Genomic DNA, 26,441 nt, shown 5'->3' with positions numbered 1-26,441 from the left:
GGTTCCCGGCGCGCCTTTGCTGGACACTTCTGCTGCTTCGATGGCTACTGCGGCACCTTCGCCAGGGTTTCCTGCTCCGCGGCGATGGTGGTGTTGTCGCCGTGTCCGGTGCGGACCACCGTGTTACCGGGCAGCGTCAGCAGCCGTTCCCGGATCGAGGTGAGGATGGTGGGGTAGTCGCTGTAGGACCGTCCCGTGGCACCGGGCCCGCCGTTGAAGAGCGTGTCCCCGGTGAAGACCGTTCCTTCGCCTTCCAGGTGGAAGCAGGTGGAACCGGGGGAGTGGCCCGGTGTGTGGATAGCCTTGAGACTCGCCCCTGCCACCTCAAAAACGTCGCCGTCGTGCAGCTCCTGGTCGGGCCCGGCGTCCGGGTAGACCTGCTCCCAGAGCACCAGGTCCTCCGGGTTGAGGTAGATCGGTGCGCCCACGGCGTCTGCGACCTCGCGTGCGGCGCCGATGTGGTCGTTGTGAGCGTGGGTCAGCAGGATGGCCTTGACCTTCCGGCCGCCCACCTGGTTGATGATTGCGGAGGCGTCGTGCGGGGAATCGATGATGACGCATTCAGCGTCATTGCCCACGATCCAGACGTTGTTGTCCACGTCCCACGTGCCGCCGTCGAGCGAAAAAGTACCCGAGGTGACCAGGTTTTCGATCCGGACGCCCATCAGGAAGCCGCCCCCGCGGCAGGCAGTTCAACAACGGAACGCAGGACCTTGCCCTCGTGCATCTTCTCGAAGGCTTCCTCCACCTGGTCGATGCTGATGCGCTCGGACACAAAGGCATCCAGGTCCAGGTTGCCCTGCTTGTAGTGGCTCACCAGCATGGGGAAGTCCCGGGAGGGCAGGCAGTCGCCGTACCAGGAGGATTTCAGCGACCCGCCCCGGCCGAAGACGTCCAGCAAGGGCAGTTCCAGCGTCATCTCCGGCGTCGGGACCCCCACCAGGACCACGCGGCCGGCGAGGTCGCGGGCGTAGAAGGCCTGCTTGTACGTTTCAGGGCGGCCGACGGCGTCAATCACCACGTCGGCCCCGTTGCCTCCCGTGAGGGCGCGGATGGCCTCGATGGGGTCTTCCTTGCTGGAATCGATGCCGTGCGTGGCACCCAGGGACTTGGCCATTTCGACCTTGTTGGCGTCGATGTCCACGGCGATGATGGTGGTGGCGCCGGCCAGCCTGGCGCCGGCAATCGCGGCGATGCCCACACCGCCGCAGCCGATCACCGCAACGGACTCGCCGCGCTTGACCTCGCCGGTGTTGATCGCGGCACCAATGCCGGCCATCACGCCGCAGCCCAGCAGGCCAACGGCGGCAGCATCAACTTCAGGATCCACTTTGGTGCACTGCCCGGCGGCAACCAGGGTCTTCTCGGCAAACGCGCCGATCCCCAGGGCGGGGGAGAGCTCGGTGCCGTCCTCAAGGGTCATCTTCTGGGTGGCGTTGGCTGTGTTGAAGCAGTACTGCGGCTGGCCCTTGGCGCACGCCCGGCATTCGCCGCAGACGGCACGCCAGTTCAGGATGACGCGGTCGCCCGGGGCGATGGAGGTCACTCCGTCGCCCACGGCGTTGACAACGCCCGTTGCTTCGTGGCCCAGCAGGAAGGGGAAGTCATCGTTGATGCCGCCCTGCTTGTAGTGCAGGTCGGTGTGGCAGACGCCGCAGGTGAGGATGTCCACCAGTGCCTCACCCGGTCCCGGATCCGGCACCAGGATGGTCTCCAGTGACACCGGAGCGTTTTTTTCCTTGGCAATAACGGCCTTGACCTTGTGAACCATGATTCCTGTGTTCCTTTCGTTGGCCGAACGACGATCCCGACCCGACTAACAATTCTAGAAGCAGCGGCTTCTCCGGCCCGCTGCCCAAAGGGGTGGGCAGCCGATCCGAAGGGATAGTTCGACCCGCTACTAGCGGAACCGCATTGTGTAATGCGCAACACGATTCGCATAGTGCGTACTCGAAAATATGTCAGCCGTCACACCAACTGTCAAGAGAACGGGCCAGGGCTGCGCCCGGTCGGCGCGGACTTCCGAGACCAAAAAATACTCTTGATGCAACACTGATGCTATTGCAGCAACAAATATCCATCCTCTCACGGGCTGAGCGGGACGTCGGCAAGTTTTCAGGGGCTCGCATAAGCAAACTCTGTGTCTTCAAAAGCCTATTGACTGTGCTCTGTATCACGCCTAATCTGATGCAACAGCGTTGCGCTGAATGCAACCACAACAACTTTGGTGGATACATGAGTAACGAAACTTCCTCCGCGGCCCCGAGCCCGGGCCTGCACGCGGAACCGGGCGGCCTGAACTTCGCGGACAATGCAGTCAGCAAGGAAACCCGCCGCCGGGTGATCGCGGCCAGCTTCATTGGAAACTTTGTTGAATGGTTCGACTACGCGGTGTACGGCTACCTGGCCGTCACCATCGCTGCGGTCTTTTTCCCGCAGTCTGATCCCCAAGCCGGGCTGCTCCTGACCTTTGCCCTGTTTGCGATCTCATTCCTGGTCCGCCCGCTCGGCGGCTTTGTCTGGGGGCACATCGGAGACCGTGTGGGCAGGCGGACAGCACTGTCGCTGTCCATCCTGATCATGTCCGGTGCCACGTTCTGCATTGCCCTGATCCCCGGGTACGACGTAATCGGGCTGTGGGCTCCTGTCCTGCTCCTGATTATCAGGGTGGTCCAGGGCTTCTCAGCCTCCGGAGAATACGCCGGAGCGTCCGCTTTCCTGGTGGAATACGCCCCCGCCAACCGCCGCGGCCTGTATGCCGCCGTCGTTCCAGCAAGCACGGCCGCGGGGCTCCTCCTCGGTTCGCTGCTCGCCGGCCTGCTGACCACACTGCTCAGTTCCGAAGCAATGCAGAGCTGGGGCTGGCGCCTGCCCTTCCTCTTGGCTGCCCCCATGGGCCTTATTGGCCGGTACATCCGGACCAAGCTCGAGGACACCCCGGTCTTCCGCGAACTGGCCAAGGAGGACGAGGCCGTCAAGGCGCCCGTCTCCAGCCTCTTCCGGAACCACTGGCGCCAGCTGCTCCAGGCCGTCGGGGCAGTGCTGCTCAACGCCGTCGGGTTCTACGTGATCCTCAGCTACATGCCCACGTACCTGTCCTCCGAGCTTGGCCTGGGCGCCACGGAATCATTCCTGGCCACCACGGTGGCGCTGGTTACCTACATCGGCTTCATTTTCCTCACGGGAATGCTCTCGGACCGGTATGGCCGCAAGAAAGTGCTGATCGCCGCGTCGGTGAGCTTCATGCTGCTGACAGTGCCGGCGTTCGCCCTGCTGGGAACGGGAAACTTCCTGGTGGTGGTCCTGGTCCAGATCCTGCTGGGCGCCATGCTCACCCTCAATGACGGCACGCTTCCCAGCTTCCTGGCGGAGATGTTCCCCACCCGCGTCCGTTACAGCGGCTTCGCCGTCAGCTTCAACCTCTCCAATGCCCTCTTCGGCGGCACCGCCCCGTTCATGGCAACCCTCCTGATCGCCGCCACTGCCAGTGACCTGGCACCGGCCTGGTACCTCGTCGCGGCCGCGCTGGTGTCCCTGGTGGCCGTGGCCCTGTCCAGGGAAACCTGCCGGGAACCCCTGCGTCACGAATAGCTTCCCTTCCAGACCAACCTCACCCAAGAAATGCATCAACAGAAAGGCATCATTACGATGACCATCACCACCGAGAACGCAACGTCCGTGGCCGAACTGGAGCGCCTGAAGGTACTCAAAAACGGCGAGAAAGTCAGCCTCACGTTCTCCGGCACCGAGTTCGAGCGGCGCCTCGCGGGCCTCCGTCGCATCATGGCCGAGAAGGAACTGGACGCCGTCGTCCTGACCAGCTACCACTCCATCAAGTACTACTCCGACTTCCTGTTCACCACCTTCGGGCGTTCCTACGCCATGGTGGTCACCAAGGATGACAACGTCACCGTGACAGCAAACATCGACGCCGGGATGCCCTGGCGCCGCAGCTACGGCGACAACATCATCTACACGGACTGGCGGCGGGACAACTACATCTTTGCCATCCAGGAAGTGCTGCGCACCCGCGGCATCAACCCGCGCCGCCTCGGCGTAGAAGACGACTCGCTGCCGCTGGACAACCGCAACAAGATCCAGGCCGCATTCGCGTCGGCAACCCTGGTGGACGTGGCCCAGGCCGCCATGCGCCAGCGCATGATCAAGTCAGCGGAAGAAATTGAAGTCATCAAGCACGGCGCACGCATCGGCGACCTGGGCGGCGAGGCCATCCGCAACGCCATCACGGCCGGCATCACCGAATACGAGGTGGCCCTGATCGGCACCGAGGCCATGGTCCACGAGATCGCCCGGACCTTCCCCAACTCGGAGATCCGCGATACCTGGGTGTGGTTCCAGTCGGGCATCAACACTGACGGCGCCCACAACTGGGCCACCACCCGCAAGATCCAGGAACACGACATCCTGTCCCTGAACTGCTTCCCCATGACGTCCGGCTACTACACCGCCCTCGAGCGAACCCTGTTCTACGGCGAACCGGATGCCCGCTCACTGGAGCTGTGGAACATCAACGTGGAGGTGCACAAGCGCGGGCTGGAGCTCATCAAGCCCGGCGCCGTCTGCAAGGACATTGCCGCCGAGCTGAACGAGATCTACGTCGGTCACGGCCTGCTGGCCAACCGCACCTTCGGCTACGGGCACTCCTTCGGCGTCCTCAGCCACTACTACGGCCGGGAAGCCGGGCTCGAACTGCGCGAAGACATCGACACTGTGCTGGAACCGGGCATGGTGGTTTCCATGGAACCGATGATCACGGTCCTGGACGGGCAGCCGGGCGCCGGCGGCTACCGCGAACACGACATCCTGGTGGTGGGGGAGGACGGTGCGGAGAACATCACCAAGTTCCCGTTCGGCCCCGAGTACAACATCATCGGAGCCTGACGCATTACCAACACCCGAAGCGGCGCCGGCACCTGCCGGCGCCGCTTTCGGCCCCCACTAGGGAATGATGGTTTACATCATGAGCGCAACAGCATCCGAGAGCACAGCCAACGGCGACACCAAGGGCGCTTCCGTCATCGTCAACGCGGTTGCCGTCCTCCGGACCTTCACTGCGGACGAACCGCTCCTCGGGGTCACCGAGATCGCCAACCGCGTAGGCCTGCACAAAAGCACGGTCTCCAGGATCCTGGCCACCTTCGAGCAGGAGCATCTGGTGGAACGCGATGCCGAGACGCGCCGGTTCCGGCTGGGACTCGGGCTGATTGCCGTGGCAGGACCGCTGCTGGCGGAGCTGGAGGAGCGCCGCGTGGCCTACCCCGTGCTCCGCGAGCTGTCCGAGCAAACCGGCGAAACCAGTGCCCTGATGGTGTGGAGCGGCGATGAATCGATCTGCGTGGAGCAGATCGCGAGCCGCCACCAGATCAAGCACACCACGCCTTTGGGCGCCCGTTACAGTGACGCCTTCAGTGCTTCCGTGCAGGTCTTCCTCGCCCAGGAACCCGAACCCCGCGTCCGGTCCCTCCTCAGCAGCGGCGCCATTACCTACCCCGGCCTGGACGAACCCAGCCTGGACGCCTACCTGGTCCGGTTGAAGGACGACGCCCGTCGCGGCTGGGCCATCAATTACGGTGAAACCTCCATAGACGAAGTGGGGCTCGCTGCCCCCGTCTTCGACCACCGCGGCGAGATTGTGGCCGCCGTGCTGATCCCGGCCCCGCGGTTCCGGGTGTCCCAGGACCGGCTGCAGGCACTTGGCGAATCGTGTGCCGCCGCGGCGGCGAAAGTCACGGCCAGGCTGGGTGGTACCGGCCCGAGGCAAGGAGTTCCAGCGGAAGCCTGAGATCCTGCTGTCATTTCACGAAAATGCTTGAAGCTTCAAGCAATAGGACGTATGGTTAGTTGAAGACTCAACCAAGCCCCTAGGAAATGACATGACCACAACCCTTCACCAGCACGTCCCCCGCTTTCCCGGCGCCGCCAGCGGGTGGGGTGAAGGGGCGGGGCCCAAGGTCAGCGTCCGGAGCCAGGTTTCGGTGCCGCTTCGGTTCGACGACGGATTCACAGTCCCGGCCGACGTTATGACCTTCCATGGACTGGCTGATGGCAAAGAGCACCTGCTCCTGGCGCTGGGGGAATGGGAACAGGCATTGCTGCAACAGGGACCCGGGCGCCCGGCGCCGCTGGTCCGGCTTCACAGTGAATGCCTCACCGGAGACGTTTTTGGCAGTGAACGCTGCGACTGCGGTCCCCAGCTTCGCGAAGGCGTCGACGCAGTTGCAGCCACCGGCGGCTTCCTTCTCTACCTCCGGCAGGAAGGCCGCGGAATTGGTCTCTACGCAAAGCTGGATGCCTATGCACTCCAGGACACGGGCCTGGATACCTACGAAGCCAACGTGGCCCTGGGGCACGGCGAGGACGAGCGGGACTACACTGCTGCCGCCCAGATGCTTACCACCCTGGGCGTGGACTCCATCCGGCTGTTGAGCAACAACCCGGATAAGGCGGCGCAACTCAGCAGCCACGGCATCAGCGTCGCCGAGCAGGTTCCCACCGGCGTGCACCTCTCCGCAGCCAACCACCGCTACCTGGCAGCCAAGCGGGACCACACCGGGCACACGCTGAACCTGCCCGCCTGAGCCCGGCCATTTTCCGAACAGGACCGCACATGACAATTTTTCTTGACGACCCCGCGATTGCGGCGTTGGACCTTGATGCCGGCTTCCATGCTTTGAGCGAAGTGCACGGGCACATCCCCAGCCACGAAGAACTGCTGGCCAGGGTGGATGCCCTCATTCCCGCGCTGCGGGAGCGTGCCGAGGAAACGGAACGCCTCCGGCGGATCCCCGAGAGCACCATGGCTGAGCTGCAGGAGGCGGGCGTCTTCAAAATCCTCGCGCCCAAGGGGGTGGGCGGATACGGCATGGGCGTGGAAACCTACGTCGAGGTGGTGCGCCGGCTGGCGCAGGGCTGCCCTTCCACTGCCTGGAACGCTGGGCACCTGATCGAGCACGTCTGGATGCTCGCCCGCTGGCCCAAGGAGGCCCAGGATGAAGTCTTCGCGGAGGGCCCCGATCCTCTGGCCGCCGCTACCGGCGCGCCGCCTGGTATTGCCGAGCAGGTGCCCGGTGGGTTCCGTATCACCGGCCGCTGGAGCTTCGCCTCGGGAGTGCTGCACTCACAGTGGGCACTTCTGGCAGTTGAACACAACCGGCCCGGGCGCAGCAAAGTCCGGCTGCAGTGCCTCGTTCCCATTGATGATGTGGAGGTGGTGGACACGTGGCACACCGCCGGCCTTAGGGGCACCGGGAGCAATGACATCCATGCCGAGGGGCTGTTCGTTCCCGCCCACAGGGCCGTGGAGTGGTCGCTCCTGGCCGCTGCGGACAATCCCGGCAGCCGGATCCATCCGGATCCAATGATCCATACGACCATGGCCACGCTCCTGAACATCGTGGCACCGTCCGCTGCCCTGGGCGCGGCGGAATATGCCCTGGAACTGTTCCGCGGACAGATGCTCAAGCGCAAGGTCAAGAACACGGTGGAGAACCGCCAGGGTGATTCGCCGCTCGCACAGGCCCGGTATGCCCAGGCGTACGGGCTGGTCACAACCGCACGGCTGCGGCGCGTTTGGCAGCTTCCCACCGGCGGCATCCGGGGCAGGTATCGGGCGCGGGAATGACCGAGGAGGAAAAGGCGCAATACCGGTTGTCCTTTGCCCTGAGCGGCGAGGCGTCCGCGCAGGCTGTCACCATGATCATGGCCGGCTCCGGCGGCAGCGCCCACCGGCTTGCACATCCCCTCCAGCGGATCCAGCGCGACGTCAGCGTCCTGCTCAACCATCCGACACTGGCCACCGATCCGATCCTTGAGCAGGCAGGCCGAGGCCTCCTGGGCCTGGGGCTCACCCTCGCAAGCTTCCAGCAGGGGACAGCCACGTAGACTTGCATGATGCGGTTGGTAGCGAGCGATATTGACGGAACGATCCTTGGACACGACGGAAAAATCAGTGACCGCACCGTCCGCGCCTTCCACGCCTGCCGCGACGCCGGCGTCGAACTCGTTTTTGTTACCGGCCGTCCGCCGCGCTGGCTGCACCCACTGCAGGACCGGCTGGGCCACACCGGCACCGTCATCTGCTCCAACGGCGCCGTGGTCTGGGACCTCGAAACCGAACAGCTGGTCTCCGCCCGCACCCTGGCCATCGATACCGTGCTGGAGGTCCGCCGCATCATCAAGGAGCTCCGCCCGGCCGCCCTGTTCGCCGCGGAAACACTGACCGGTTTCCACCTTGAACCGGGCTTCATTGAAAACGGGTCCAGTGAACTCCTCAGCGAGTTCACCCCGGCGCCGCTCGCCGAAACGCTCGCCACGGATGATTCGGTGGTGAAGTTCCTGGCAATCGTGCGGGAGGGCACCCCGGACGACTTCCTCGCGGAGGTGCGGCCCGCCGTCGGACATCTGGCGGCAGTTACCCACTCGTCACCGGGCGTGGCCATGCTCGAGCTCTGCCTTCCAGGCGTCAACAAGGCGGTCACGCTGGCGGAATACGCCACCTCGCTGGGCATAGACGCGGCTGACGTTGTGGCCTTCGGCGACATGCCAAACGATATCGAGATGCTCCGCTGGGCCGGCCATGGCTATGCGATGGCCAGCGGTCATCCGGAAGCCATCCTGGCTGCGGGGCAGCAGGCACCGCATTTTGACGACGACGGCGTGGCCCAGGTCCTGGAGGCAAGGCTCGCTTCGCTTGGCGTCCAGCTTCCCTGAGGTCTTTTCACAGGTTACGCTCACCTGGCGTTCACCTTTGTTCCTTACGGTGGAGGCAGGGGGCGACACCTCCCCTTTTTGGCTCAAGGGGTAAACGATGGCACGAAACGCAAAACCCAGCGCCGTTGATGCGCCGCTACACACGGCAACACCGGCTCCGCACTGGAAGCAGCTGCGGGAGGGTGACCGCGTCCGGGTGGTGCTCACACCCGGCTTCGAAACCGGCGGCCTGGTGGACGCCGTCACCGGGGACCACTCTGCGGTATGGGTCAACCTCGACGGCGGCCGCGGGCGAACGCTGCTGCACTGCAGCGACGGCGTGGAGATTCTTCCGGAAGAAGGCTGAGCGGTGGCGGCAAGGTCCCGCCGCCTCCCGGCTCGGGTACGCTCGCAGGGTGACCTTGCCGTTCTTTGCCAGCCCTGACGCCAGCGGGCGGCAGCTGCCGGTTGCCATGGCCCATCGCGGCTTTTCCCGGGAAGGGCTGGAGAACTCCATGGCAGCGTTCCGCGCCGCCGTCGAGCTCGGTTACCAGTACCTCGAGACGGACGTCCACACCACCGCGGACGGCGTGGTGTTCGTTTTCCATGACGACACACTGGACAGGGTGACCGACGGGACCGGCCGGGTCGCGGACCTGGCCGCTGCCGACGTGGCACGGGCGCAGATCGGCGGACGCGAGCCCGTGCCCACCTTCGACGACCTTATTGGCGGGCTGCCCGGCGTGCGCCTCAACGTCGACGTCAAGGACCGGAACTCGGTCGCAAGCCTTGCCGCGGCCATCGAACGCCACCAGGCGCACCACCGGGTGCTGGTCACCAGCTTTTCTGAACGGCGGCGGCGGGCGGTCCTGAAGCGGCTGAGCCGGCCGGTCGCGTCGTCGGCCGGCGTAGTGCCCGTGGCCTTGTTTGTTGTGCTGGGGCGGGTATTGCCCGGGCCAGTTTTCCGCTGGACCATGCGCCGGATCCTCTGGAACGTCCAGGCGCTCCAAGTACCTGCGCGCAGGAGCGGCATCGAAGTTGTCACACCCGGCTTTATCCGGCGCGCCCACGGGCTGGGGTTGATGGTCCACGTCTGGACCATCAACGATCCCGCTCAGATGCGCCGCCTGCTGGAACTGGGCGTCGATGGACTCGTCACCGACCGCGCGGACCTGCTCCGCGACGTGCTCCTCGAACGCGGTGAGTGGCGGGGCGGGGAGCCGGACTGACCGGCTATTCCTTCAGGTCCCGGCCCGTGCTGGTGGACGGGTCCTGGTCGCCTTCGGTTGGATCGGCCCGCAGTTCGTCAGGGTTACTGTCCGGCAATCCGCCGGCGACGCCGGAAACGTTCCCCGTCCCGCCGGCGCCTGCTGACCCTGCTGCCCCGCCGGGAGCGGACGCGCTGCCCGCCAGGCCGCCGTCGTCGTCATTTGCCTGGTCATCGCGGCGGTCATCAACATCCCCGCCGAAGGGTGATTCCGATACCGGACCCGGAGCGGCTCCTGCCTTCAGCCCAGGGGCTTTTTGCTTCTCGGCTTCCATGGCATTCGAACCCTCACTGAGGGAGGAGTGGACCTCCACGTCGCTGTTAGGATCCGAGGGGTCAGGAACATCCCGTTTCTCGACGGGATCGCTTGTCCCGGCGAGATCCTCCATGGCGTTTTCTGCTGCCTTGCCGATGCTGTCGCCGATACCCATGTGACTGCTCCTTCCGACATCGCGCGCCGGCGCCCCCAGTGGATCGCCGGAACATTACCCTTCCAGAATTATCAGCATGCTTACAATTAGTCCAGAGCTGAGGCAACAGGCCCCGGCCGGACAGGAAGGACAACTACCGTGAGCAGCTACCATCCGGAAAACGAACCCGCGAATCCTGACCAGCCGGGCAAGGACCAGCCAGCCGCTGGTCACTCAGGCGCAGGTCCAGCCGGGTCCAAGGGAGGCAGGGACTCTGCGGGCTCGCCGAACCCGGACCCGGCGGAAGGCAACGTCACCGGGCTGGAGCCCGGCGGGGGAGTTCCTCCCGGCGAGACGCCGCCGGCCGAGGACCAGATGAGCGCGGACCAGGGCCACGACGAGTAGCCAGGCCGGCTGACCCCAGGGGAACTGGGGTCAGCGTGATTGCGTCAATGGCGCTTGGGTCAGCGGGACTCTTTGGGTGGAACGTGGCTGCCCTGTTCAGGGCCTACGAGCTGGCGCTTCAGGCCGTCCATATCCAGCCTGGTGTTCCAGCTTGCCCAGTCCTGCGGCCTGACGGAGGGCCGGCCCAGGAGATAGCCCTGGCCGGCGCTGATGCCCAGCTCCGTGAGGACCTTGAGTTCGCCCACCGTCTCGATGCCCTCAGCGATCAGGGTGGTGCCGATCTGCTCGGCGAAGTCCACCAGGCAGCCGGCAAGGGCACGCTGGATGCCGTCGTTGTCCACATCCCCGATGACGTTCCGGCCCACCTTCAAAAAGTCCGGCCGCAGGTGCACCATCCGGCTCAGCGCGCCGGCGCCCGGGTGGGTGTCGTCAACAGCGAGGCGCAGGCCCTGCTCGCGCAACGGATTGATGGCCGCGATGAACTGCGGGTACTCCTCGTCGCTGACCGATTCCGTCAGTTCGAGCACCACCCGGTTGATGGGAAGCTCGATGTGCTCGAACAGCTCCGGGAGCCGCGGGTCCAGGCACGACGTGGGCGAAATGTTCAGGGAGACGTACAGGTTCTCCGGAAGGTCCCGGGCTGCGGCGGCGGCGGATCCCAGGGCGGAAAACTCCAGGTTTGCACCCAGGCCAACCGCGGCTGCTTCCGCGAACCACAATTCAGCAGCCGCGCCGTCATCGCTGACAAAGCGCGACAACGCTTCGACCCCCACCACGGTTTCGTCCGCCAGCCCGTAAATGGGCTGGAAAGCCGTCATCAGCATGTGGCTCTCAAGCAAGGCGCTGATCCGCGACATGCTGCGGATCGCGTCTATTTGTTCAGCGAGCTGCGGCGGAATGGCGGTTGACTCCAGGCGCATTTTCCTGGCGCTGTCCAGCGTCTCAACAGTGTTTGCGTCGCTGCGGCGCGTCTCCAGGAGATACTCCAGCAACGCCCTTTCGGGCACGCCGGGATTCTCATCGAGGCTCTTGCTGAGGCGTTGCCGGACTGCTGCGCCGGACGGATCCGGATCCGCTAAAACAGCGGCAATGATTCCCCACGCCTGTACACGAACCGACATTAGCTACGCCCCCAGTTGACGAAGTAATGACCCAGTGGCCCTTTGTTGTTCAATTTCTACCGCTTCTAAAAAGTCCAATGCTGCTGGCAAGCCGCAATATCACGGCGATATAAAACAGACCCAGCACGATGATCGTATATCGGGGTGGGCAAAAGCGCAGTAGTTTTCGATTTACTGGTTAGCGCTTTCCGGCTGGGCTGCCAGCAGGTCGGGGACCTGCTCCGGCGGAACGGGCCTGCTGAAGTAATAGCCCTGCGCACTCAGGCAGCCCAGGCCCCGGAGGATCTCGGCCTGTTCCGCGGTTTCCACGCCCTCCCAGACGGCCTCCAGCCCGCATGCCCGGATGAGCTGCAGGACGGCCGCCACCAGGGCCGGTTGCTTGGGATCGCTGCCCAGCCCGTCAATCAGCGAACGGTCCACCTTCACGCGGTCCACCGGCAGTCGGCGGAGGTAGCTGATAGACGAATAGCCGGTGCCGAAATCATCAATTTCGATGCCCACGCCCAGCCCGCGCAACCCGCCCAGGGAGTAACGGTCCAGCTCGTTGCCCTTGACGATGGCTACCTCAGTCAGTTCCAGGACCACTTGGTCCGGCCCCACCCCGGTTTCCTTGAGGACGTTCCGGACATCCTCGATGAACTGCAGGCTTTGCAGGTCCGTTGCGGAGATGTTGATCCGGACCGAGAAGCGCTGGTCCACCAAGTGCCCGTCAATCCATTTCCGCAACTGGTGCACCGCCGTCCGCAGCACCCACAGCCCCAGCTCGGAGATCAGCCCGGCTTCCTCGGCCAGCGGAATGAACTCGTCCGGCATAATGAGCCCGCGGGTGGGGTGGTTCCAGCGGACCAGTGCCTCCACGCCTTCGATCCGGCCCGAGCCCAGCTCCACCACGGGCTGGTAGTGCAGCGTCAGTCCGTCGGTCCTGATGGCGTTCCGGAGGTCTTCCACCAGCTGGCTGCGGAGCCGCCGGACCAGCAGGAGGCCGGGTTCGAACCGGTGCAGCCTGTGCTGCCCCTCGGCCTTGGAGGCATACATGGCGACGTCGGCCTCCATAAGCATGTCCTCAGGAGTTTGGCCCGCACCGCCAACGCTCAGCCCGATGCTGGCGCCGCAGCGCAGGCTGCGCCCCGAAAGCTCTATGGGTTCATTCAACGATGCCAGGATGCGGTGCCCCACCACTGCCGCCTGGTCTGCGGTGACACCCGGCATCACGATCGCGAACTCGTCCCCGCCCAGCCGGGCCACGACGTCGGTCTCACGCACTGCGGCGCGGATCCGTTCACCTACGGTGATCAGTACTTTGTCGCCGGCGGTATGCCCCGCGCTGTCGTTGATGGACTTGAAGGCGTCAAGGTCCATCAGCAGGATCACGGGCCCCTCCTCCGCGTCATCGTCCTCGATGGCGGATCTGAGGGCGTCGATGAGCGCAGACCGGTTGGCCAGGCCCGTCAGGGGGTCCTGCATGGCCATTTTCTGCATCTCCAGGTGCGCTTCGTGCAGGAGCTGGGTGCGCACCTGCACCCGTTGCTCGAGTTCCTCGTAGATGATCTGCAGATCCTCGGCCAGGAGGTTGGTGCCCATGATGATGGCATCCAGCTCGTCCCGGGCTTCCGATACTTCTATCCGCGAGCTGAGGTCTCCCGATGCCAGCCGGACAATACCTTCGAGCAGTTGGGAAAGCCGGGGGTCGTTGTCGGCAAACATCGGTTCCTCCCTTCCGTGCTCAGTTGGCCTGGTGGCGGTCGGCATCCAACGGAAGGCTCACGGTGACGGTGGTGCCGGCGCCCAGCGTGGAAGCCACGTCGATGTGGCCCCCGTGGCGGGCCACGATGTCCTTGGTGATCGCCAGTCCCAGCCCGGTACCGGGAATGGCTCCGGACATGGCATTGGACGCGCGGTAGAACCGGGTAAAGACGTGGTCGATTTCCTCGCTGGAAATGCCGATGCCGGTGTCAGCCACGCTGATGGTTGCCCACCGGGTGCCGTCCGCCGCGGCGTGCGATTCGCTGCCCACCTCGATCCGGCCGCCGCTGGGCGTGAACTTGATGGCGTTGGACACCAGATTGGTGAACACCTGCTGCAACTGCACCTCATCGGCCAGGATCTCAGGGTCCTCGGGAGCAGGATCCACGGCGATAGTGACGTTCTGCAGCTGGGCCAGGGGCCGCAGCGCCCCGGCCACCAGGTCCAGCGTCTGCCCCAGCCGCACCGGGGTGAGATGCATCAGGTTGTCCTCGAGGCCGTTGCGGGACACGCTCAGCATGTCCTCGATCAGCATGCGGAGCCGCTCGGTGTTGCGGACAACAATGTCCAGCATCTGGTGGACCTCGGGCGAAACAGGCTGCTCGGTACTTTCCTGGATCATGTCCAGGTACGCCATGATGGACGTCAGCGGCGTCCTCAGCTCGTGGTTGACGGTGGCGAGGAAATCCGTCTTTGCCTTGTCAAGCTGTTGCAGCTGCTTGACCACCTGCTGCTGGCTGCTGATCAGGTGGCTCTGGATCAGCCCGTGTGCGGCATTGCCGGCGACGTGCTGGATCAGGCCGAGCTCGGCCCGGGACCATTGCCGCGGCTGGTCCAGCATAACGATCCAAATGATGCCCAGTGAGGAATTGCCCTCACCCACCGGCACCGCCAGCAACGAGGCGGCGGGGCCAAGGTGCCGGGTGCCAGCGGATTCGCCGGTGTGCCCCTCCTCCTCGGACGCCTCGGAGGAGAGCGTTTCGGCCCCGGCCCACAGCATGTCCGCGGTCTGGCGCGCAGATGCTTCGTCCGGCAGCGATGCGTCCGCCAGCGGTTCAAGGCCGGGCCGGGTCCACGTGGCATTGATGCGGGGAACCCGCTCGTCCTCAAAGGTGGTCAGCCGGACGTGGTCAGCCTTAAAGGTTTCCCCAAAACCAGTGACCACATGGTTGGCGATCTCCTGCGGATTATTCGTCCCGCGTACGGCTGCGGATACCAGCCGGAGCTGTTCACGGAGAGCCTCGGCCTCCTGCCGGGCAATTTTGCGCCTGGACACCTGGCTGATGAGGGCGCTGGCCCGGTGCACCAGTTCCTTGGGCGGCGGGGGTTTGGCAATGCAGTCGTGGACGCCGGGAGGCTGCATGGCTGCCAGCTCCGCCGGGCTGTCCAGGTCCACCATCACCAGGACGGGTGCCTCTGCTTCAACGGCGGACAGGGACGTGTCCACAACGATGACCGATGGTTCGCCTGCAGCCAGCAAGCCGGCGAGGCCGTGGGCATCGCGCGCTGTGCGCACCTCGTAACCAGCCTCGTGCAGTGCCTGCGCATTCAAAGCCAGGCGCCCGTCGTCGGGGTCCGCTACATAAGCGGTGCGTGGCACAGACGGGTCCCACGGCAAATCAGCCGCCACAATGCCCCCTTCGCTCCCAGTTGAGTACATTGTAGGGCGGCTCGTCCCGGATGGTCCCTTGGAAGCTGCACATCGCACCAGCGTGACGGAACAATGCCCCTTGCGGACCGGCGGCGAACCGCCGTCGGGCCTGCAAACCGCCTGCCTGATGCTGCGCGGCATATATTTGGACTGTGTCCTCCCCAGTAAAACCGGTGCGCGCTTCCTGGCAGAAGTACCTGATGATCCCCAAGCTTGCCAGGCTGTCCCGTTCCGCGCCCAAGGACAGGCGGCTGGCGTGGGACAAGTACTGGGCGGGCATCAAGTCGACAGGCCCGGGCGGCGAGGTGCTGTGGGATTCGGGCCGGGACCATGAGTTCATGGGCTACCGGGAGGTGCTGCTGCGCTACCTGGATCCGGATCTTCCCGTGGTTGACGTGGGCTGTGGACACGGTAGCTTCACGCGTGCACTGGCCGGCACCTTCCGCGATGTCATCGGTGTGGACGTATCAGCCCACGCAGTGACCCGGGCCCGCGCCGAGTCCGAAGCGCTGGACGGCCCGGCAGGCCGCGTCCGCTACGAAGCACGGGACATGACGGCACCCGACGCCGCCCGCGGGTTGGCGGGCGAACGCGGCGCGAACATTTTCATCCGCGGCGTGCTTCACGTGCTCAGTCCCGGCGACCAGGCGGCACTGGTGGAGAACCTCCGGGTCCTGGCCGGCAGTTGCGGCACGGTCTTCCTCACCGAGACCAACTTCCAGGGCAACCCGGTGGACTATGTGGCGCACCTGGGAGCCACCCCCAAGGGCATCCCGGCCCCTCTTGAACGGGCCATCCGGGAACTGCCGATGCCCGGCCATTTCGGTCCTGCCGAGCGCTCCCGCGTCCTGCCCGGCGAGAGCTGGGACCTGCTCGAGGATGGCAGCGTCGTCATCGAGACCAACCAGATGACGGACGTTGCCGCGCAGAGCCGGATCCCCGGCTATTACGCGGTTCTGCGCCCGCGGCCCTAACTGTCCCGGGCCCCGGCGGACGCTGCGCGGCCGGGCCCCGGCGGACGCTGCGCGGCCGGGCCCGCCCCTTGACACGAAGGCTGGTCGGGAGGCTCCATAGTAAGTAGACTTACTAGTTACCTCCAGGGGAAAGGATGGCCATCATGGCAGAAGACAAAGGCAACAAGACGCGCGAAGCTGAAGCGGACCAGGACGAAGAAGATCTGGGCCCCGGACCCGACGGCGGGAAGATGCGCACCGGCCCGGAAACATCGAAATCCTTGAAGTACTCACAGGAAGTCACCTCAACTGAGGATGAACCGGAGCGCGAGGGCCGCAGCCTGGTCACCACGCACCATGAAGTCATCAGGCAGTGGGCGGAGGAGCGGGACGGCGTTCCGGCCGCTGTGGAAGGCACGGAGCATGGCGACCACCTCGGGGTACTGCGGATCGACTTCGGCGGCGAAAATGACAAACTTCGCCACATCAGCTGGGAGGAATGGTTTGACACCTTCGACTCCCGCCAGCTGAATTTCATTTACCAGGAACAGCGCAGCGACGGCCAGCAATCCAATTTCTTCCGGCTGGAAAATCCCGGCCGGGAAGACGCCTAAGCCGCATCCGTCCTGCCGTACCCCCGGAAGACCTGCACCGGATGACCTCCGGCGCTGTCCCGTCGTCGGCAGGCGCAAAACTACAGGAACTATCATGCGCAAACTTATCCCTTCCGGTTCCCTCCGCGGAATGCTGCTGCCGCCCACCTACGGCCGGCATGTCACGGATTCCACGGAATTTACGGTGCTCTCAGTGGAGATCTGGTCCACGGGCCTGGTGGTCAATATCCAGCTGGCCTCCGACGGCGAACCGGAACCTGAAATCATCCTCCAGGACCACTTCGGCACCGAGTACTCCCTTTGTGAATCGGCCACCCTGGGTTCCCGGAACCTGCAGGTCTTTACCCCGTCGGTGCCGCCCGGAACCCGGAGCCTGACCGTCAGGTCTGCCGACGACGCCCACCCCCGGCCAGTGGTGACCTTTGCTGTCCCGCTGATGGCCGTGCGGGACAGCCTGCCCGAAGCGAACGACGACGGCTACCGGGAGCCGCCCGAACTCCGCCGTCCCGCCTGATCGCCAAAGCCGCCTGATCACCAAAGCCGCCAGGCCATAGACCGCCCCTCCCCAGTGACAAGGAGCCACCATGCAGGAAACCGCGGATTTTAGCCCAACTACCGCCATCGTCACCGCATCAGACTCCGGAATCGGCAAGGCCACCGCCGTGGCCCTTGCCAGAGCGGGGATGGACGTGGGCGTCACCTGGCACTCCGACAAGGAAGGCGCCGAGGCGACCGCGGAAGAGATCCGCGGTCTGGGGCGCAAGGCCGTGGTGCGCCGCCTGGACACCACCGACCTCCAGGGCGCGGGCGCCGTCATCGACGAACTGGCGGAAGAACTCGGCGGCGTGGACGTTTTTGTCAACAACGCGGGCGCCGGTGACGGGACAAAGTTCCTGGATCTCGACGTCGAGACCTGGATGCAAACCCTCGACACCAACCTCAATGGCGCGTTCGTCTGCCTTCAGGCGGCCGCCCGGCGCATGGTCCACGCAGGCAGGGGAGGGCGGCTTATTGCGGTGACCAGCGTCCACGAATTCCAGCCCCGGGTGGGATCGTCCGCCTATGATGCTTCCAAACATGGGCTGGGCGGGCTCATGAAAACCCTCGCCCTGGAACTTGCCGAACACGGCATTACGGCCAACAGTGTGGCCCCCGGCGAAATAGCAACGCCCATGACGGGGCAGGAGGATGAAGACCCCACCACGAAGGACAGGCCCGGTGTTCCCCTGGGCCGGCCCGGTGATGCCCGGGAAATCGCCGCTGTGATCGCCTTCCTTGCGTCTCCCGCTTCGAGCTACGTGAACGGGGCGTCCTGGGCCGTGGATGGCGGCATGCTGCAGATGGGTCCTCAGGCCGGCTCGCACATTACCAGCCATGATTGGCGGCAGGGGTAGCCGCGCGTCCTGCCTTCCGGGAGTCAGCTGCTTCGACGGTGGGCGCGTGTCTGCATTACGGAGCGGGCAAGCGCTTTCCAGGTTCTGGCTGGCATGATGGAGCCCATGCGCATTCTTATTGCTCCGGACAAGTTCAAAGGTTCCCTCACGGCCGCTGAAGCGGCCGCCGCGATTGCCGAGGGCGCGTTGCGCGTCTACCCGGACGCCGTTGCCACCCAGTTCCCCATTGCCGACGGCGGCGAGGGCACCCTGGAAGCCGCGGTGGCAGCGGGTTACGAGGAGCGCATCAATGCCGTAGTGGGCCCCATCCTTGCCCCCGTGGGCGCGGCGTGGGCCATCAGGAAGGCCGACGGCGGCAAGGTCACCGCCGTGATCGAAACCGCGCAGGCCTCCGGCCTGGCCGGGATGGAACCCACTCCCGCCAATGCCCTGCGCGCCCACAGCTACGGCTGCGGCCAGCTGATCGCGGCCGCCCTGGACGCCGGGGCCACGGAAATCGTCCTGGGGCTCGGCGGATCGGCAATGACCGACGCCGGCAGCGGCGCCCTGCGCGCCCTCGGCCTGAAGCCGCTGGACGCAGCCGGAAACGTTGTGCCGCTGGGTGGCGGTTCACTCGCTGACGTCGTGGCGCTGGACGTCTCCGAACTCGACCCCCGCCTGGCCGCCACCACTTTCCGCATCGCCGTCGACGTACGCAACCCGCTGTACGGAGCCCTGGGAGCCGCCCACGTCTTTTCGCCCCAGAAGGGCGCGGACGAGGAGGCCGTGGAACTGCTCGACGCCGGCCTGCGCAACTGGGCATCCCTCCTGCGGGAGGCAACGGGCCGGGACGTCAACGTCGAGGGAGCGGGCGCGGCCGGCGGGTTCCCGGCGTCGTTCCTTGCCTTCACCGACGCCGCGCTGGAAGGCGGCTTCGCGCTGGTGGCGGGACTCACCGGCCTGGCGGACCAGCTGTCCGCGGCAGACCTGGTGATCACCGGTGAAGGGTCCATGGACGGCCAGTCGCTGACCGGAAAAGCCCCGATCGCGCTCGCGGATGCGGCCCGAGAGCGGGGTATCCCGGTGATTGTGGTGGCCGGCAGGATCCTGGTCACCCCGGAAGACCTCGCCGGGCACGGCGTGGTTGCCGCCGCCCAGTTGCTGGACGTGGCTTCAAGCCCCCAGGACGCGGTGGCCAACGCCGCCAAGTACCTGGCCTGGGCAACAAGCCAGGTACTTGAAGGCGCCTAGCTGAACTCCCTGCTGTTACACACTTGTCCCGCTAAACAATGGTGGTGTTGCGGCGGCGGCGCCAGATGAGGATCACTATCAGGGTGGCCAGGACCACCGCGCCGATGAACCATGGGGTGTAATCGAGCCGGGTGGACTCGTTTGCGGCTGATTCGCCGGTTCCCGGATTGGCCGGGCCGGTGGAAGCGGTATCGCCGGGGGATGGCGTGGGAGACGCGGCCGAGATCGCAACGGTGGTCCCCGCACTGCCGGGCGCCATCGAGGCGTGGGCCGCGCCGACTGAAAGTGCCGGCGCGGCAAGGAGCAGCAGGGCCGCCAAGGCAGTCCTCAAAAGTGTTTTCATATGTTTCTCCTGTCGTTGTCAGCGGCTGGTTGTCCGGCCGCCTGGCTGGTAAGGGGACACATGTTGTCGCTGGACGGAAACGTGGTGTGACGGAGTATCCGGGGCAGATCCGGAGTGCGGCGCTGGCCCGCGCTGTCCAGGGGTGCCGTTACCTGGCCGCTTCAGCCCGCTTGTTCAGGTGGATGGGAACGTAGACCAGCAGGACCAGCATCACGGCCATCAGCGCTCCGCCGGCGGTGAGGCCGGCTGAGCGTCCGGCGGTCACGTCAAAGACCAGGGCGGCAGTGCCGGCGCTCAGCAGCGCGATTCCGGCAAGGGTGATCTTGGCGATGGTGTCACCGCTGGAGACCAGGGTTTCCTTGAGCCGCTTCCGGAAAAGCCGCCGGTGGACACTCACCGGCAAAAGAATGAGCGCTGTGGTCAGCGCAGCGACCACCACGTTCGTCAGGTAGAGGGTGATCTGGAAGTCATCAAGGTCTTCAAACCGCTCCTGGAAGGGCAGTGTCAGCAGGAAGCCGGCGAGGATCTGCACGCCCATCTGCAGCACCCGCATCTCCTGGAGCAGTTCAGCCCAGTTGCGGTCCAACTGTTCCTCGCGGGTCTCATTCCTGCCCGTCCTGCCGGTGTAATCCTCCACGTCCGACATTGCCTCTCCTTCCTGCCCCAACCAGTCCCTGGGTATCTTTCTACCCCTTAGCTACCCAAAAACAAGGGCAACGTTGCGCCGCCGCCACCATTTGATAAGTTTACTGATTATTGGAACTGAACGGTGGACTTCGCTCCACCGGCGGGGATAGTTTCGAAGGGCCGGTGCGCGGGGGCCCGCGGAAACCGACAGAGTGAGTAGGGGATTATGAGCGACACGGACAAGCAGACAGACCAGCCCAGGGATCCGCGGGGCGGCTACCACGCAGGCCCGTTTCCGGAGCAGGAGCAGAAGCAGCCCGGCCTGACGGCGCCCATGGAGCCGAAACCGGACCACGGTGAACTCAGCTATGAGGGGCACGCAAAACTGCAGGGCAAGGCCGCCCTCATCACCGGCGGAGACTCCGGCATCGGCAAGGCGGCCGCCATCGCGTTTGCACGCGAAGGGGCCGACGTCGCCATTTCCTACCTCCCCGAAGAGGAGGACGACGCCCAGGACACCGCGGACTGGATCCGGAAGGCGGGCCGGCGGGTCCTCCTGTTTGCCGGCGACGGCCGCGAGGAGGAGTTCAGCACCCGGATCGCTGACGAAACGGCGGCGGAGTTCGGCCGCCTGGATGTGGTGGTGCTGAACGCCGCGTACCAGAAGAACCGGGAAAGCCTGGAGTCCCTGCCCACGGAGGAATTCGACCGGGTTTTCAAAACCAATCTCTACTCGCTGCTGTGGACGGCCCGGGCCGCCGTTCCACATCTCAAACCCGGCGCCTCGATCATCACCACGGCATCGGTCCAGGCATTCAACCCGTCCCCGGGCCTGATCGATTACGCCATGACCAAGGCGGCGCAGGTGGCCTTCACCAAGGCGCTGGCGCAGGAACTTGGCCCCAAGGGAATCCGGGTCAACGCCGTGGCTCCGGGACCCATCTGGACGCCCTTGATCCCGGCCACCGAATGGCCGGAGAAGCTTCCGAAATTCGGCCAGGACACACCGCTGGAACGGGCGGGCCAGCCCGCCGAACTTGCCGCGGCCTATGTCCTGCTGGCCTCGGAGGACGGATCCTATATTTCCGGGGCCGTACTGCCGGTGACCGGCGGAAAGGGGCTCTGAGCAGCTCGGCATTATCAAAAGTCCAACCCATCCATCCAACGCACAGCAGGAGGAACCATGACGCAGGAAAACCAGCACGCGCAGCCCGAGACCGATCCGGGCGGATACGGCACCCCCACCGCGGAGCAGGAACTGGGCGGAACCCAGGGCACGGCCAGCGGCTCGGCCACCACGGGTGACGGCGGGGCGGGCAGCGTGGACACCAACGAGCCCCAGTCCGGCACCGGCGGTGAGCCCGTGCCCCACGACACGGACCTTCCCTCCAGTGCGGCTGAAATCGACGAGAACAACGACGACTCGAAGGGGTCCGCTCCCGTCTCTTCCGAGTCCGGGCAGGAAGCCGCCGGGATTCCGGACGGCAGCGGCGATGACTTGCCCCGGGAACAGTCACCGAACGACGACGGCGGGGAAAGTTTCGACGCCGGCTGACAGGGCAGCCGCGGCTGCTTGAGTCCGCCGCGCCTACCGCTGAAGGCCTCCGCCTGCTGCATGATTCCGGCACCAGGCGGAGGCCTTTACCGTGCCCGCATACATCCGGGTGATGTGGGTACAGAACATGACGGAACCCATTCACTAACGATGCCGATGCCGGCGCCAGGAGGTGGGCTGTGAGCAGGAGATCTTCAGAACAGTGGGCACGCCGCGGGGAGGTGCCGGAACGGGCGGCCGTTGACGTGCTGGTACCCACGTGCAACCGCCCTGCCGAGCTGGCGGTGACGCTGGCCGGCCTGGCCGCACAGGCGGACCCGCCCTTCCGTGTAGTGATCAGCGACCAGTCCAGCGATGCGCCCGCGTGGGAACACCCGGCGGCCGCTGCCATGGTGCGGGTCCTCGAAGCCCAGGGCCGGCCGGTCACGCTGCTTCGGCATCTGCCGCGGCGCGGGCTCGCTGAGCACCGCCAGTTCCTGCTTGACCAGTCAAACGCGGCGAAGTGCCTGTTCCTGGACGATGATGTGTGGTTGGAACCGGGCGCGCTGGAGCGGCTGGACCGGGCGCTTGACGAGCTTAACTGCGGCTTTGTGGGGATGGCACCCCAGGGCCTGTCCTACCTTGATGACAGGCGGCCGGAGCAAACCGCAGGTTTTGAGATGTGGGACGGGCCGGTCACGGCGGAACGCATCAGGCCCGGTGCCCCCGGATTCGAGCGCTGGCCGCTGCACAACGCCGCCAACCTGACCCACCTCAGCGCGGATCTTTCTTTGGCGCCGGGGGAGTGGCTGCCGTACCGGGTGGCCTGGCTCGGCGGGTGCGTGCTGTACCGGCGCGGGGCCCTGAACGATTCGGGCGGCTTCACCTTCTGGCCAAGCCTCCCACTGGACCACGCCGGGGAGGACGTCGTGGCCCAGTGGCAGGTCATGGAAAGGTACGGTGCCGCCGGCATACTGCCGTCGGGGGCCGTGCATCTGGAGTCACCCACCACGGTGACCGACCGGCGGGTGGAAGCCTACGACGTCGTCCTGGGCGAAACTTCCCATGCTTACGCAGGGAACAGCGCCGCCGCCGACTGACCGGGAAGCCCGCTGCCCCTCCCGCCTGGCGGGGAAATCGACGTATTCTGTAAGTACAAGGTTTTGCAGTAGGCCGGAGCGCTTCAAGCAAGGCGTGGAAAATGGCCGCTGAACCCACGGGGCAGGTTGGCTGGGGACCGCTTCCACTTTCGCCAGAGCCGGTTTTCGACAGCAAGGATGTTGAAGACTATCTCTGGGAAGTCACCCACGAGTTCATGAAGGACATCAAAGGTGAGCGCCGCGGCATCGGCTGGGCTGCCACGCTCTTCCGCCTGGGGAAGGCAAGAACCCTCGCGGCCAGCAGTGATCAGGCCCGTGAAGCGGACCGTGAACAATGCTCCTTCGCTGACGGGCCCGTCCTCGAAGCCCTGCGCAGCGGCGGATTCGTGCTGCTGTCCGATGTCCGGCGGGATCGCCGCTGGCCAGGGTACGCCAGCGCAGCGGCCGGCCACGGTGTCCAGTCGCTCCTGTCCATGCCCATCGTTTCGGAGGGCATGACCAGCGCTGCCATCAGCCTTTACGCACCCTCACCGCACGTGTTCAGCAGCGACGACCTCCTGCGAAGCCAAAACTATGCACGGCAGGTGGCCCGCGCACTGCGGGTGGTGGTGCGCGTGGCGGAGCGTGCCGAGGCAGCGGCGGGCATCGCCGTCGCCCAAAGTTCCCTGGTCCTGGTGGACCTTGCCGTCCGCAGCCTCATGGATGAGTACGGCCTCAGCCGGGAAGGGGCACTGCGCTTCCTTCAGCGCGAGGCGTCGCACCATGAATTCGGCCTCCGCGACGCAGCCCTGAATGTGGTCGCGACCGTTCCCGGCAGGGACCCTTCGGCGGTGGAGAGGGAAATGGCCGACGGCGTTGAGGACTTCCGCCTGCTGGCTCCGGCAGAACTGGGGCAGCCGCCTGAGGCAGGGGCTGGCCCGGAAGCGAATCCTCCTACCGCGAAAGGACGGCCGGGATGACCACCGAACAGCAGGAAACCTGGAAGCCGCGCATCCCTGGCGAACGCCACCCTTGGCACCGCCTCGTAGCCCTCGGAGACTCCTATACGGAAGGAATCGGTGATCCGGAACCCCGCAGCATCGGCGGGTTCCGTGGCTGGGCTGACCGGGCTGCGGAGGAACTCGCCAAGGGGCAGCATGACTTCGCCTACGCGAACCTCGCAGTGCGGGGGATGGTGCTCCAGGAAATCATCGACGGGCAACTCGCGGCGGCCCTGGCGCTGAAGCCGGACCTGGTAGCCATGTCCGGCGGCGGCAACGACATTGTGTTCCGGCTGGGCGACCCGGACAAACTCGCGGAGAAGATGGACCAGGCCGTTGGCGTGCTGGCTGATACAGGGGCCACCGTTATGTTGTTCGCGGGACCGGACTGGGGCGGCACGCCGGTGCTGGGCCAGGTCCGGGGAAGGCTGGCAATCTACAACGAGCACCTTCATACGATTGGCATGCGCCATCACGCGGTGATGGTGGATCTGTGGTGCCTTCCGGCGCTCCATGACGCCCGGATGTGGGACAGGGACCGGCTTCACCTTTCGCCCTTGGGGCATCACGTTGTTGCCGTTGCCGCCCTCGACGCGCTCGCGGTGCCGCATTCGCTCAAGCTCCTGCAGCCGCGGCCGGTCCCGTCCCATCGGTGGACCCAGGCCAGGGCGGAGGACCTGGTCTGGGCGAGGCAGTACTTCTTCCCGTGGGTCCTGCGGAGGCTTCGGCCCCGTGCCGGGGAGCCGCTGGAACCCAAGCGGCCGCTGCCTGGCCCGGTCTTTGGCCTCGGACGTGGGGGAGCGGATTCACATGGCGCCGCTTAGCACTGCCTAGCGTTTCTTGGGCGCCCGTTTCGCGGCCGCATTCATGGCCGCCTTGGCGGCCGGGGGCAGCCCTGCCTGCTCGGTCTCGGGTTCCGCCACAGTGCCCCTGGCCTTCGCGATGGCCTTCATGCCGTGGTAGATCACCAGCGCCGCGGCCGAACCCAGGGCGATGCCCGTGAACTTGAGCTCGCCGATGGTCCAGGTGTAGTCCGCGATGCCGATGATCAGGGCGACGGCGGCGGTGGTCAGGTTTACGGGATTGGAGAAGTTCACCTTGTTCTGCACCCATATCTTCACGCCCAGGATGCCGATCATGCCGTAGAGCATGGTGGCTGCGCCGCCCAGGACCCCCGGCGGGACCGTGGCGATCAATTCGCCGAATTTGGGGGAGAAGCTCAGCAGGATGGCGAAGATGCCCGCCACCCAGTAGGCCGCCGTCGAATAGACCTTGGTGGCGGCCATAACGCCGATGTTCTCCGCGTAGGTGGTGGTGCCGGATCCGCCGCCGAAGCCGGCCAGTACCGTGGCGGCGCCGTCGGCCATCAGCGCGCGGCCGGAGACGCCGTCGAGGTTCTGGCCTGTCATGGCGGCAACGGACTTCACGTGGCCGATGTTCTCAGCCACGAGCACCAGTACCACGGGAACGAACAGGCCCAGGACGCCGACGTGGAATTCGGGGGCCTGGAACTGGGGGAGGCCCACCCAGGCGGCGGCCTCCATCTTGTCGTAGCTGACTTCGCCGCGGAGCATGGCCACGAGGTAGCCAACCACCACGCCCACCAGGATGCTCAGCCGGCCAAGGATGCCGCGGAAGAGGACGCTCACCAGGATGATGGTGGCCAGCGTGATCACCGCGGTGACCGGGGCGGCGTCGAAATTGTTCTTGGCCGCGGGGGCGAGGTTGAGGCCGATCAGCGCCACGATGGCGCCGGTGACGATGGGCGGCATCAGCCGGTTGATCCAGCCCGCACCGAACTTCTGCACAATGGCGCCCACGAGGGCCAGGACCGCGCCGGCCAGCACCACGCCGCCGAGGGCTCCGGGGACGCCGAACTGCTGCTGCGAGGCCATGATGGGGGCGATGAACGCAAAGCTTGAGCCCAGGTAGCTGGGCACCCGGCCCTTGGTGATCACCAGGAACAGCAAGGTGCCGATGCCCGAGAACAGCAGGGTGGTGGCGGGCGGCATGCCGGTGATGATGGGCACCAGGAAGGTGGCGCCGAACATGGCCACCACGTGCTGCATGCCCACACCGATGGTCAGCGGCCAGGCGAGCCGCTCATCGGGGGCCACCACGTGGCCCGGCTTGATGGACTTGCCGGTGCCGTGCAGCTTCCATTTGATTCCGAGCATGCTCATGGGCGGAGGCCTTTCAAGGGGGTTGCCGCGGAGGGCGAAGATCAACTGGGTCCAGAATACCGCCAAGCTTTTCACCCCGCGCCGCCGGATTGCCCGCGGGCATTGCTGTGGCTAACGTCACGGGCCGTCACGGGAAGAGGACGCGGGTGGTTGAAGTTGCAACTATGGAAAGCGAAC

29 protein-coding genes are annotated in these 26,441 nt (G+C 65.7%); 20 read left to right on the top strand and 9 right to left on the bottom strand.

Going from position 1 to position 26,441, the window contains the following annotated elements:
• Positions 1-44 precede the first annotated feature (44 nt).
• Together ARTSIC4J27_RS19305 and ARTSIC4J27_RS19300 are read right to left on the bottom strand one after the other, a co-directional pair.
• On the bottom strand, positions 45-665 hold the full coding sequence (locus tag ARTSIC4J27_RS19305; protein ID WP_050056791.1) for an MBL fold metallo-hydrolase: 621 nt from the start codon (positions 663-665) through the stop codon (positions 45-47).
• Complete coding sequence (locus ARTSIC4J27_RS19300) at positions 665-1,771, bottom strand: S-(hydroxymethyl)mycothiol dehydrogenase (RefSeq protein WP_050056790.1); 1,107 nt, start codon at positions 1,769-1,771, stop codon at positions 665-667. The genes ARTSIC4J27_RS19305 and ARTSIC4J27_RS19300 overlap by 1 nt, the downstream gene beginning before the upstream one ends.
• Before the next feature lie 464 nt (positions 1,772-2,235).
• Between ARTSIC4J27_RS19300 and ARTSIC4J27_RS19295 the strand changes: the two genes are divergently transcribed.
• From ARTSIC4J27_RS19295 to ARTSIC4J27_RS19255, 9 genes are all read left to right on the top strand, one after another.
• Complete coding sequence (locus tag ARTSIC4J27_RS19295) at positions 2,236-3,591, top strand: MFS transporter (RefSeq protein WP_050056789.1); 1,356 nt, start codon at positions 2,236-2,238, stop codon at positions 3,589-3,591.
• Between the two features lie 57 nt (positions 3,592-3,648).
• Positions 3,649-4,902: an aminopeptidase P family protein gene (locus ARTSIC4J27_RS19290; protein ID WP_050056788.1), complete on the top strand. Its 1,254-nt coding sequence runs from the start codon at positions 3,649-3,651 to the stop codon at positions 4,900-4,902.
• Between the two features lie 79 nt (positions 4,903-4,981).
• Positions 4,982-5,803, top strand: coding sequence for an IclR family transcriptional regulator (locus ARTSIC4J27_RS19285; RefSeq protein WP_235436770.1), 822 nt, complete (start codon positions 4,982-4,984; stop codon positions 5,801-5,803).
• A 91-nt stretch (positions 5,804-5,894) separates the two neighbouring features.
• On the top strand, positions 5,895-6,599 hold the full coding sequence (locus ARTSIC4J27_RS19280; protein ID WP_083435536.1) for a GTP cyclohydrolase II: 705 nt from the start codon (positions 5,895-5,897) through the stop codon (positions 6,597-6,599).
• 29 nt (positions 6,600-6,628) lie between these two features.
• A complete protein-coding gene (locus ARTSIC4J27_RS19275; RefSeq protein ID WP_235436768.1) occupies positions 6,629-7,642 on the top strand; it encodes an acyl-CoA dehydrogenase family protein in 1,014 nt (337 codons plus the stop codon).
• On the top strand, positions 7,639-7,902 hold the full coding sequence (locus ARTSIC4J27_RS23280) for a hypothetical protein (RefSeq protein ID WP_050056786.1): 264 nt from the start codon (positions 7,639-7,641) through the stop codon (positions 7,900-7,902). Before ARTSIC4J27_RS19275 ends, ARTSIC4J27_RS23280 begins: the two co-directional genes overlap by 4 nt.
• Before the next feature lie 9 nt (positions 7,903-7,911).
• Positions 7,912-8,730: an HAD family hydrolase gene (locus ARTSIC4J27_RS19265; RefSeq protein ID WP_200900858.1), complete on the top strand. Its 819-nt coding sequence runs from the start codon at positions 7,912-7,914 to the stop codon at positions 8,728-8,730.
• A 97-nt stretch (positions 8,731-8,827) separates the two neighbouring features.
• Entirely contained in the window at positions 8,828-9,076 is a 249-nt protein-coding gene (locus ARTSIC4J27_RS22605; RefSeq protein WP_050056784.1) for a hypothetical protein, read from the top strand.
• A gap of 49 nt (positions 9,077-9,125) precedes the next feature.
• The gene (locus tag ARTSIC4J27_RS19255) at positions 9,126-9,938 is read left to right on the top strand and encodes a glycerophosphodiester phosphodiesterase (protein WP_050056783.1); all 813 of its coding nucleotides are present in this window, start codon (positions 9,126-9,128) and stop codon (positions 9,936-9,938) included.
• A gap of 4 nt (positions 9,939-9,942) precedes the next feature.
• Here ARTSIC4J27_RS19255 and ARTSIC4J27_RS19250 read toward each other — a convergent pair whose 3' ends face one another.
• Positions 9,943-10,407, bottom strand: coding sequence for a hypothetical protein (locus tag ARTSIC4J27_RS19250; protein ID WP_050056782.1), 465 nt, complete (start codon positions 10,405-10,407; stop codon positions 9,943-9,945).
• Positions 10,408-10,545: 138 nt separating this feature from the next.
• Here ARTSIC4J27_RS19250 and ARTSIC4J27_RS19245 point away from each other — a divergent pair, with 138 nt between their 5' ends.
• A complete protein-coding gene (locus ARTSIC4J27_RS19245; protein ID WP_050056781.1) occupies positions 10,546-10,791 on the top strand; it encodes a DUF6480 family protein in 246 nt (81 codons plus the stop codon).
• A gap of 59 nt (positions 10,792-10,850) precedes the next feature.
• On the opposite strand, the gene ARTSIC4J27_RS19240 is transcribed toward ARTSIC4J27_RS19245, so the two are convergent.
• From ARTSIC4J27_RS19240 to ARTSIC4J27_RS19230, 3 genes are all read right to left on the bottom strand, one after another.
• Entirely contained in the window at positions 10,851-11,912 is a 1,062-nt protein-coding gene (locus ARTSIC4J27_RS19240; RefSeq protein ID WP_235436766.1) for an EAL domain-containing protein, read from the bottom strand.
• A gap of 171 nt (positions 11,913-12,083) precedes the next feature.
• The gene (locus ARTSIC4J27_RS19235; protein ID WP_050056780.1) at positions 12,084-13,616 is read right to left on the bottom strand and encodes a putative bifunctional diguanylate cyclase/phosphodiesterase; all 1,533 of its coding nucleotides are present in this window, start codon (positions 13,614-13,616) and stop codon (positions 12,084-12,086) included.
• A 19-nt stretch (positions 13,617-13,635) separates the two neighbouring features.
• Positions 13,636-15,315: an ATP-binding protein gene (locus tag ARTSIC4J27_RS19230; protein ID WP_050056779.1), complete on the bottom strand. Its 1,680-nt coding sequence runs from the start codon at positions 15,313-15,315 to the stop codon at positions 13,636-13,638.
• A 191-nt stretch (positions 15,316-15,506) separates the two neighbouring features.
• On the opposite strand from ARTSIC4J27_RS19230, the gene ARTSIC4J27_RS19225 reads away from it, so the two are divergent.
• The 5 genes from ARTSIC4J27_RS19225 (at position 15,507) to ARTSIC4J27_RS19205 (ending at position 19,497) form a co-directional block, all read left to right on the top strand.
• Positions 15,507-16,280 carry a class I SAM-dependent methyltransferase gene (locus ARTSIC4J27_RS19225; protein WP_083435534.1) on the top strand — a complete coding sequence of 258 codons (774 nt, stop codon included), beginning with the start codon at positions 15,507-15,509 and terminating at the stop codon, positions 16,278-16,280.
• Between the two features lie 143 nt (positions 16,281-16,423).
• On the top strand, positions 16,424-16,873 hold the full coding sequence (locus ARTSIC4J27_RS19220) for a hypothetical protein (RefSeq protein WP_200900857.1): 450 nt from the start codon (positions 16,424-16,426) through the stop codon (positions 16,871-16,873).
• 94 nt (positions 16,874-16,967) lie between these two features.
• A complete protein-coding gene (locus ARTSIC4J27_RS19215; protein WP_050056777.1) occupies positions 16,968-17,387 on the top strand; it encodes a hypothetical protein in 420 nt (139 codons plus the stop codon).
• A 70-nt stretch (positions 17,388-17,457) separates the two neighbouring features.
• A complete protein-coding gene (locus ARTSIC4J27_RS19210) occupies positions 17,458-18,267 on the top strand; it encodes an SDR family oxidoreductase (protein ID WP_050056776.1) in 810 nt (269 codons plus the stop codon).
• Positions 18,268-18,372: 105 nt separating this feature from the next.
• The gene (locus ARTSIC4J27_RS19205; RefSeq protein WP_050056956.1) at positions 18,373-19,497 is read left to right on the top strand and encodes a glycerate kinase; all 1,125 of its coding nucleotides are present in this window, start codon (positions 18,373-18,375) and stop codon (positions 19,495-19,497) included.
• Positions 19,498-19,528: 31 nt separating this feature from the next.
• On the opposite strand, the gene ARTSIC4J27_RS19200 is transcribed toward ARTSIC4J27_RS19205, so the two are convergent.
• Positions 19,529-19,840: a hypothetical protein gene (locus ARTSIC4J27_RS19200; RefSeq protein ID WP_050056775.1), complete on the bottom strand. Its 312-nt coding sequence runs from the start codon at positions 19,838-19,840 to the stop codon at positions 19,529-19,531.
• A gap of 148 nt (positions 19,841-19,988) precedes the next feature.
• Positions 19,989-20,486 carry a DUF6328 family protein gene (locus ARTSIC4J27_RS19195; RefSeq protein WP_050056774.1) on the bottom strand — a complete coding sequence of 166 codons (498 nt, stop codon included), beginning with the start codon at positions 20,484-20,486 and terminating at the stop codon, positions 19,989-19,991.
• Between the two features lie 207 nt (positions 20,487-20,693).
• Between ARTSIC4J27_RS19195 and ARTSIC4J27_RS19190 the strand changes: the two genes are divergently transcribed.
• The 5 genes from ARTSIC4J27_RS19190 (at position 20,694) to ARTSIC4J27_RS19170 (ending at position 24,905) form a co-directional block, all read left to right on the top strand.
• Positions 20,694-21,593, top strand: a complete 900-nt coding sequence (locus ARTSIC4J27_RS19190) for an SDR family oxidoreductase (RefSeq protein ID WP_050056773.1) — start codon at positions 20,694-20,696, stop codon at positions 21,591-21,593.
• Positions 21,594-21,650: 57 nt separating this feature from the next.
• Positions 21,651-22,022 carry a hypothetical protein gene (locus ARTSIC4J27_RS19185; RefSeq protein WP_050056772.1) on the top strand — a complete coding sequence of 124 codons (372 nt, stop codon included), beginning with the start codon at positions 21,651-21,653 and terminating at the stop codon, positions 22,020-22,022.
• Between the two features lie 179 nt (positions 22,023-22,201).
• Positions 22,202-23,101: a glycosyltransferase family A protein gene (locus ARTSIC4J27_RS19180; RefSeq protein ID WP_235436764.1), complete on the top strand. Its 900-nt coding sequence runs from the start codon at positions 22,202-22,204 to the stop codon at positions 23,099-23,101.
• A 101-nt stretch (positions 23,102-23,202) separates the two neighbouring features.
• Positions 23,203-24,060 (top strand): GAF domain-containing protein, encoded by an 858-nt coding sequence (locus ARTSIC4J27_RS19175; RefSeq protein WP_050056770.1) that lies wholly within the window; start codon positions 23,203-23,205, stop codon positions 24,058-24,060.
• The gene (locus ARTSIC4J27_RS19170) at positions 24,057-24,905 is read left to right on the top strand and encodes an SGNH/GDSL hydrolase family protein (RefSeq protein WP_050056769.1); all 849 of its coding nucleotides are present in this window, start codon (positions 24,057-24,059) and stop codon (positions 24,903-24,905) included. Before ARTSIC4J27_RS19175 ends, ARTSIC4J27_RS19170 begins: the two co-directional genes overlap by 4 nt.
• 6 nt (positions 24,906-24,911) lie before the next feature.
• Here the strand turns inward: ARTSIC4J27_RS19170 and ARTSIC4J27_RS19165 are convergent, their stop codons facing one another.
• Positions 24,912-26,264 carry a uracil-xanthine permease family protein gene (locus tag ARTSIC4J27_RS19165; protein ID WP_050056955.1) on the bottom strand — a complete coding sequence of 451 codons (1,353 nt, stop codon included), beginning with the start codon at positions 26,262-26,264 and terminating at the stop codon, positions 24,912-24,914.
• Between the last annotated feature and the right edge of the window lie 177 nt (positions 26,265-26,441).

Source organism: Pseudarthrobacter siccitolerans (assembly GCF_001046895.1).
GTDB lineage: Bacteria > Actinomycetota > Actinomycetes > Actinomycetales > Micrococcaceae > Arthrobacter > Arthrobacter siccitolerans.
This window is presented reverse-complemented; position numbering and strand designations above follow the sequence as displayed.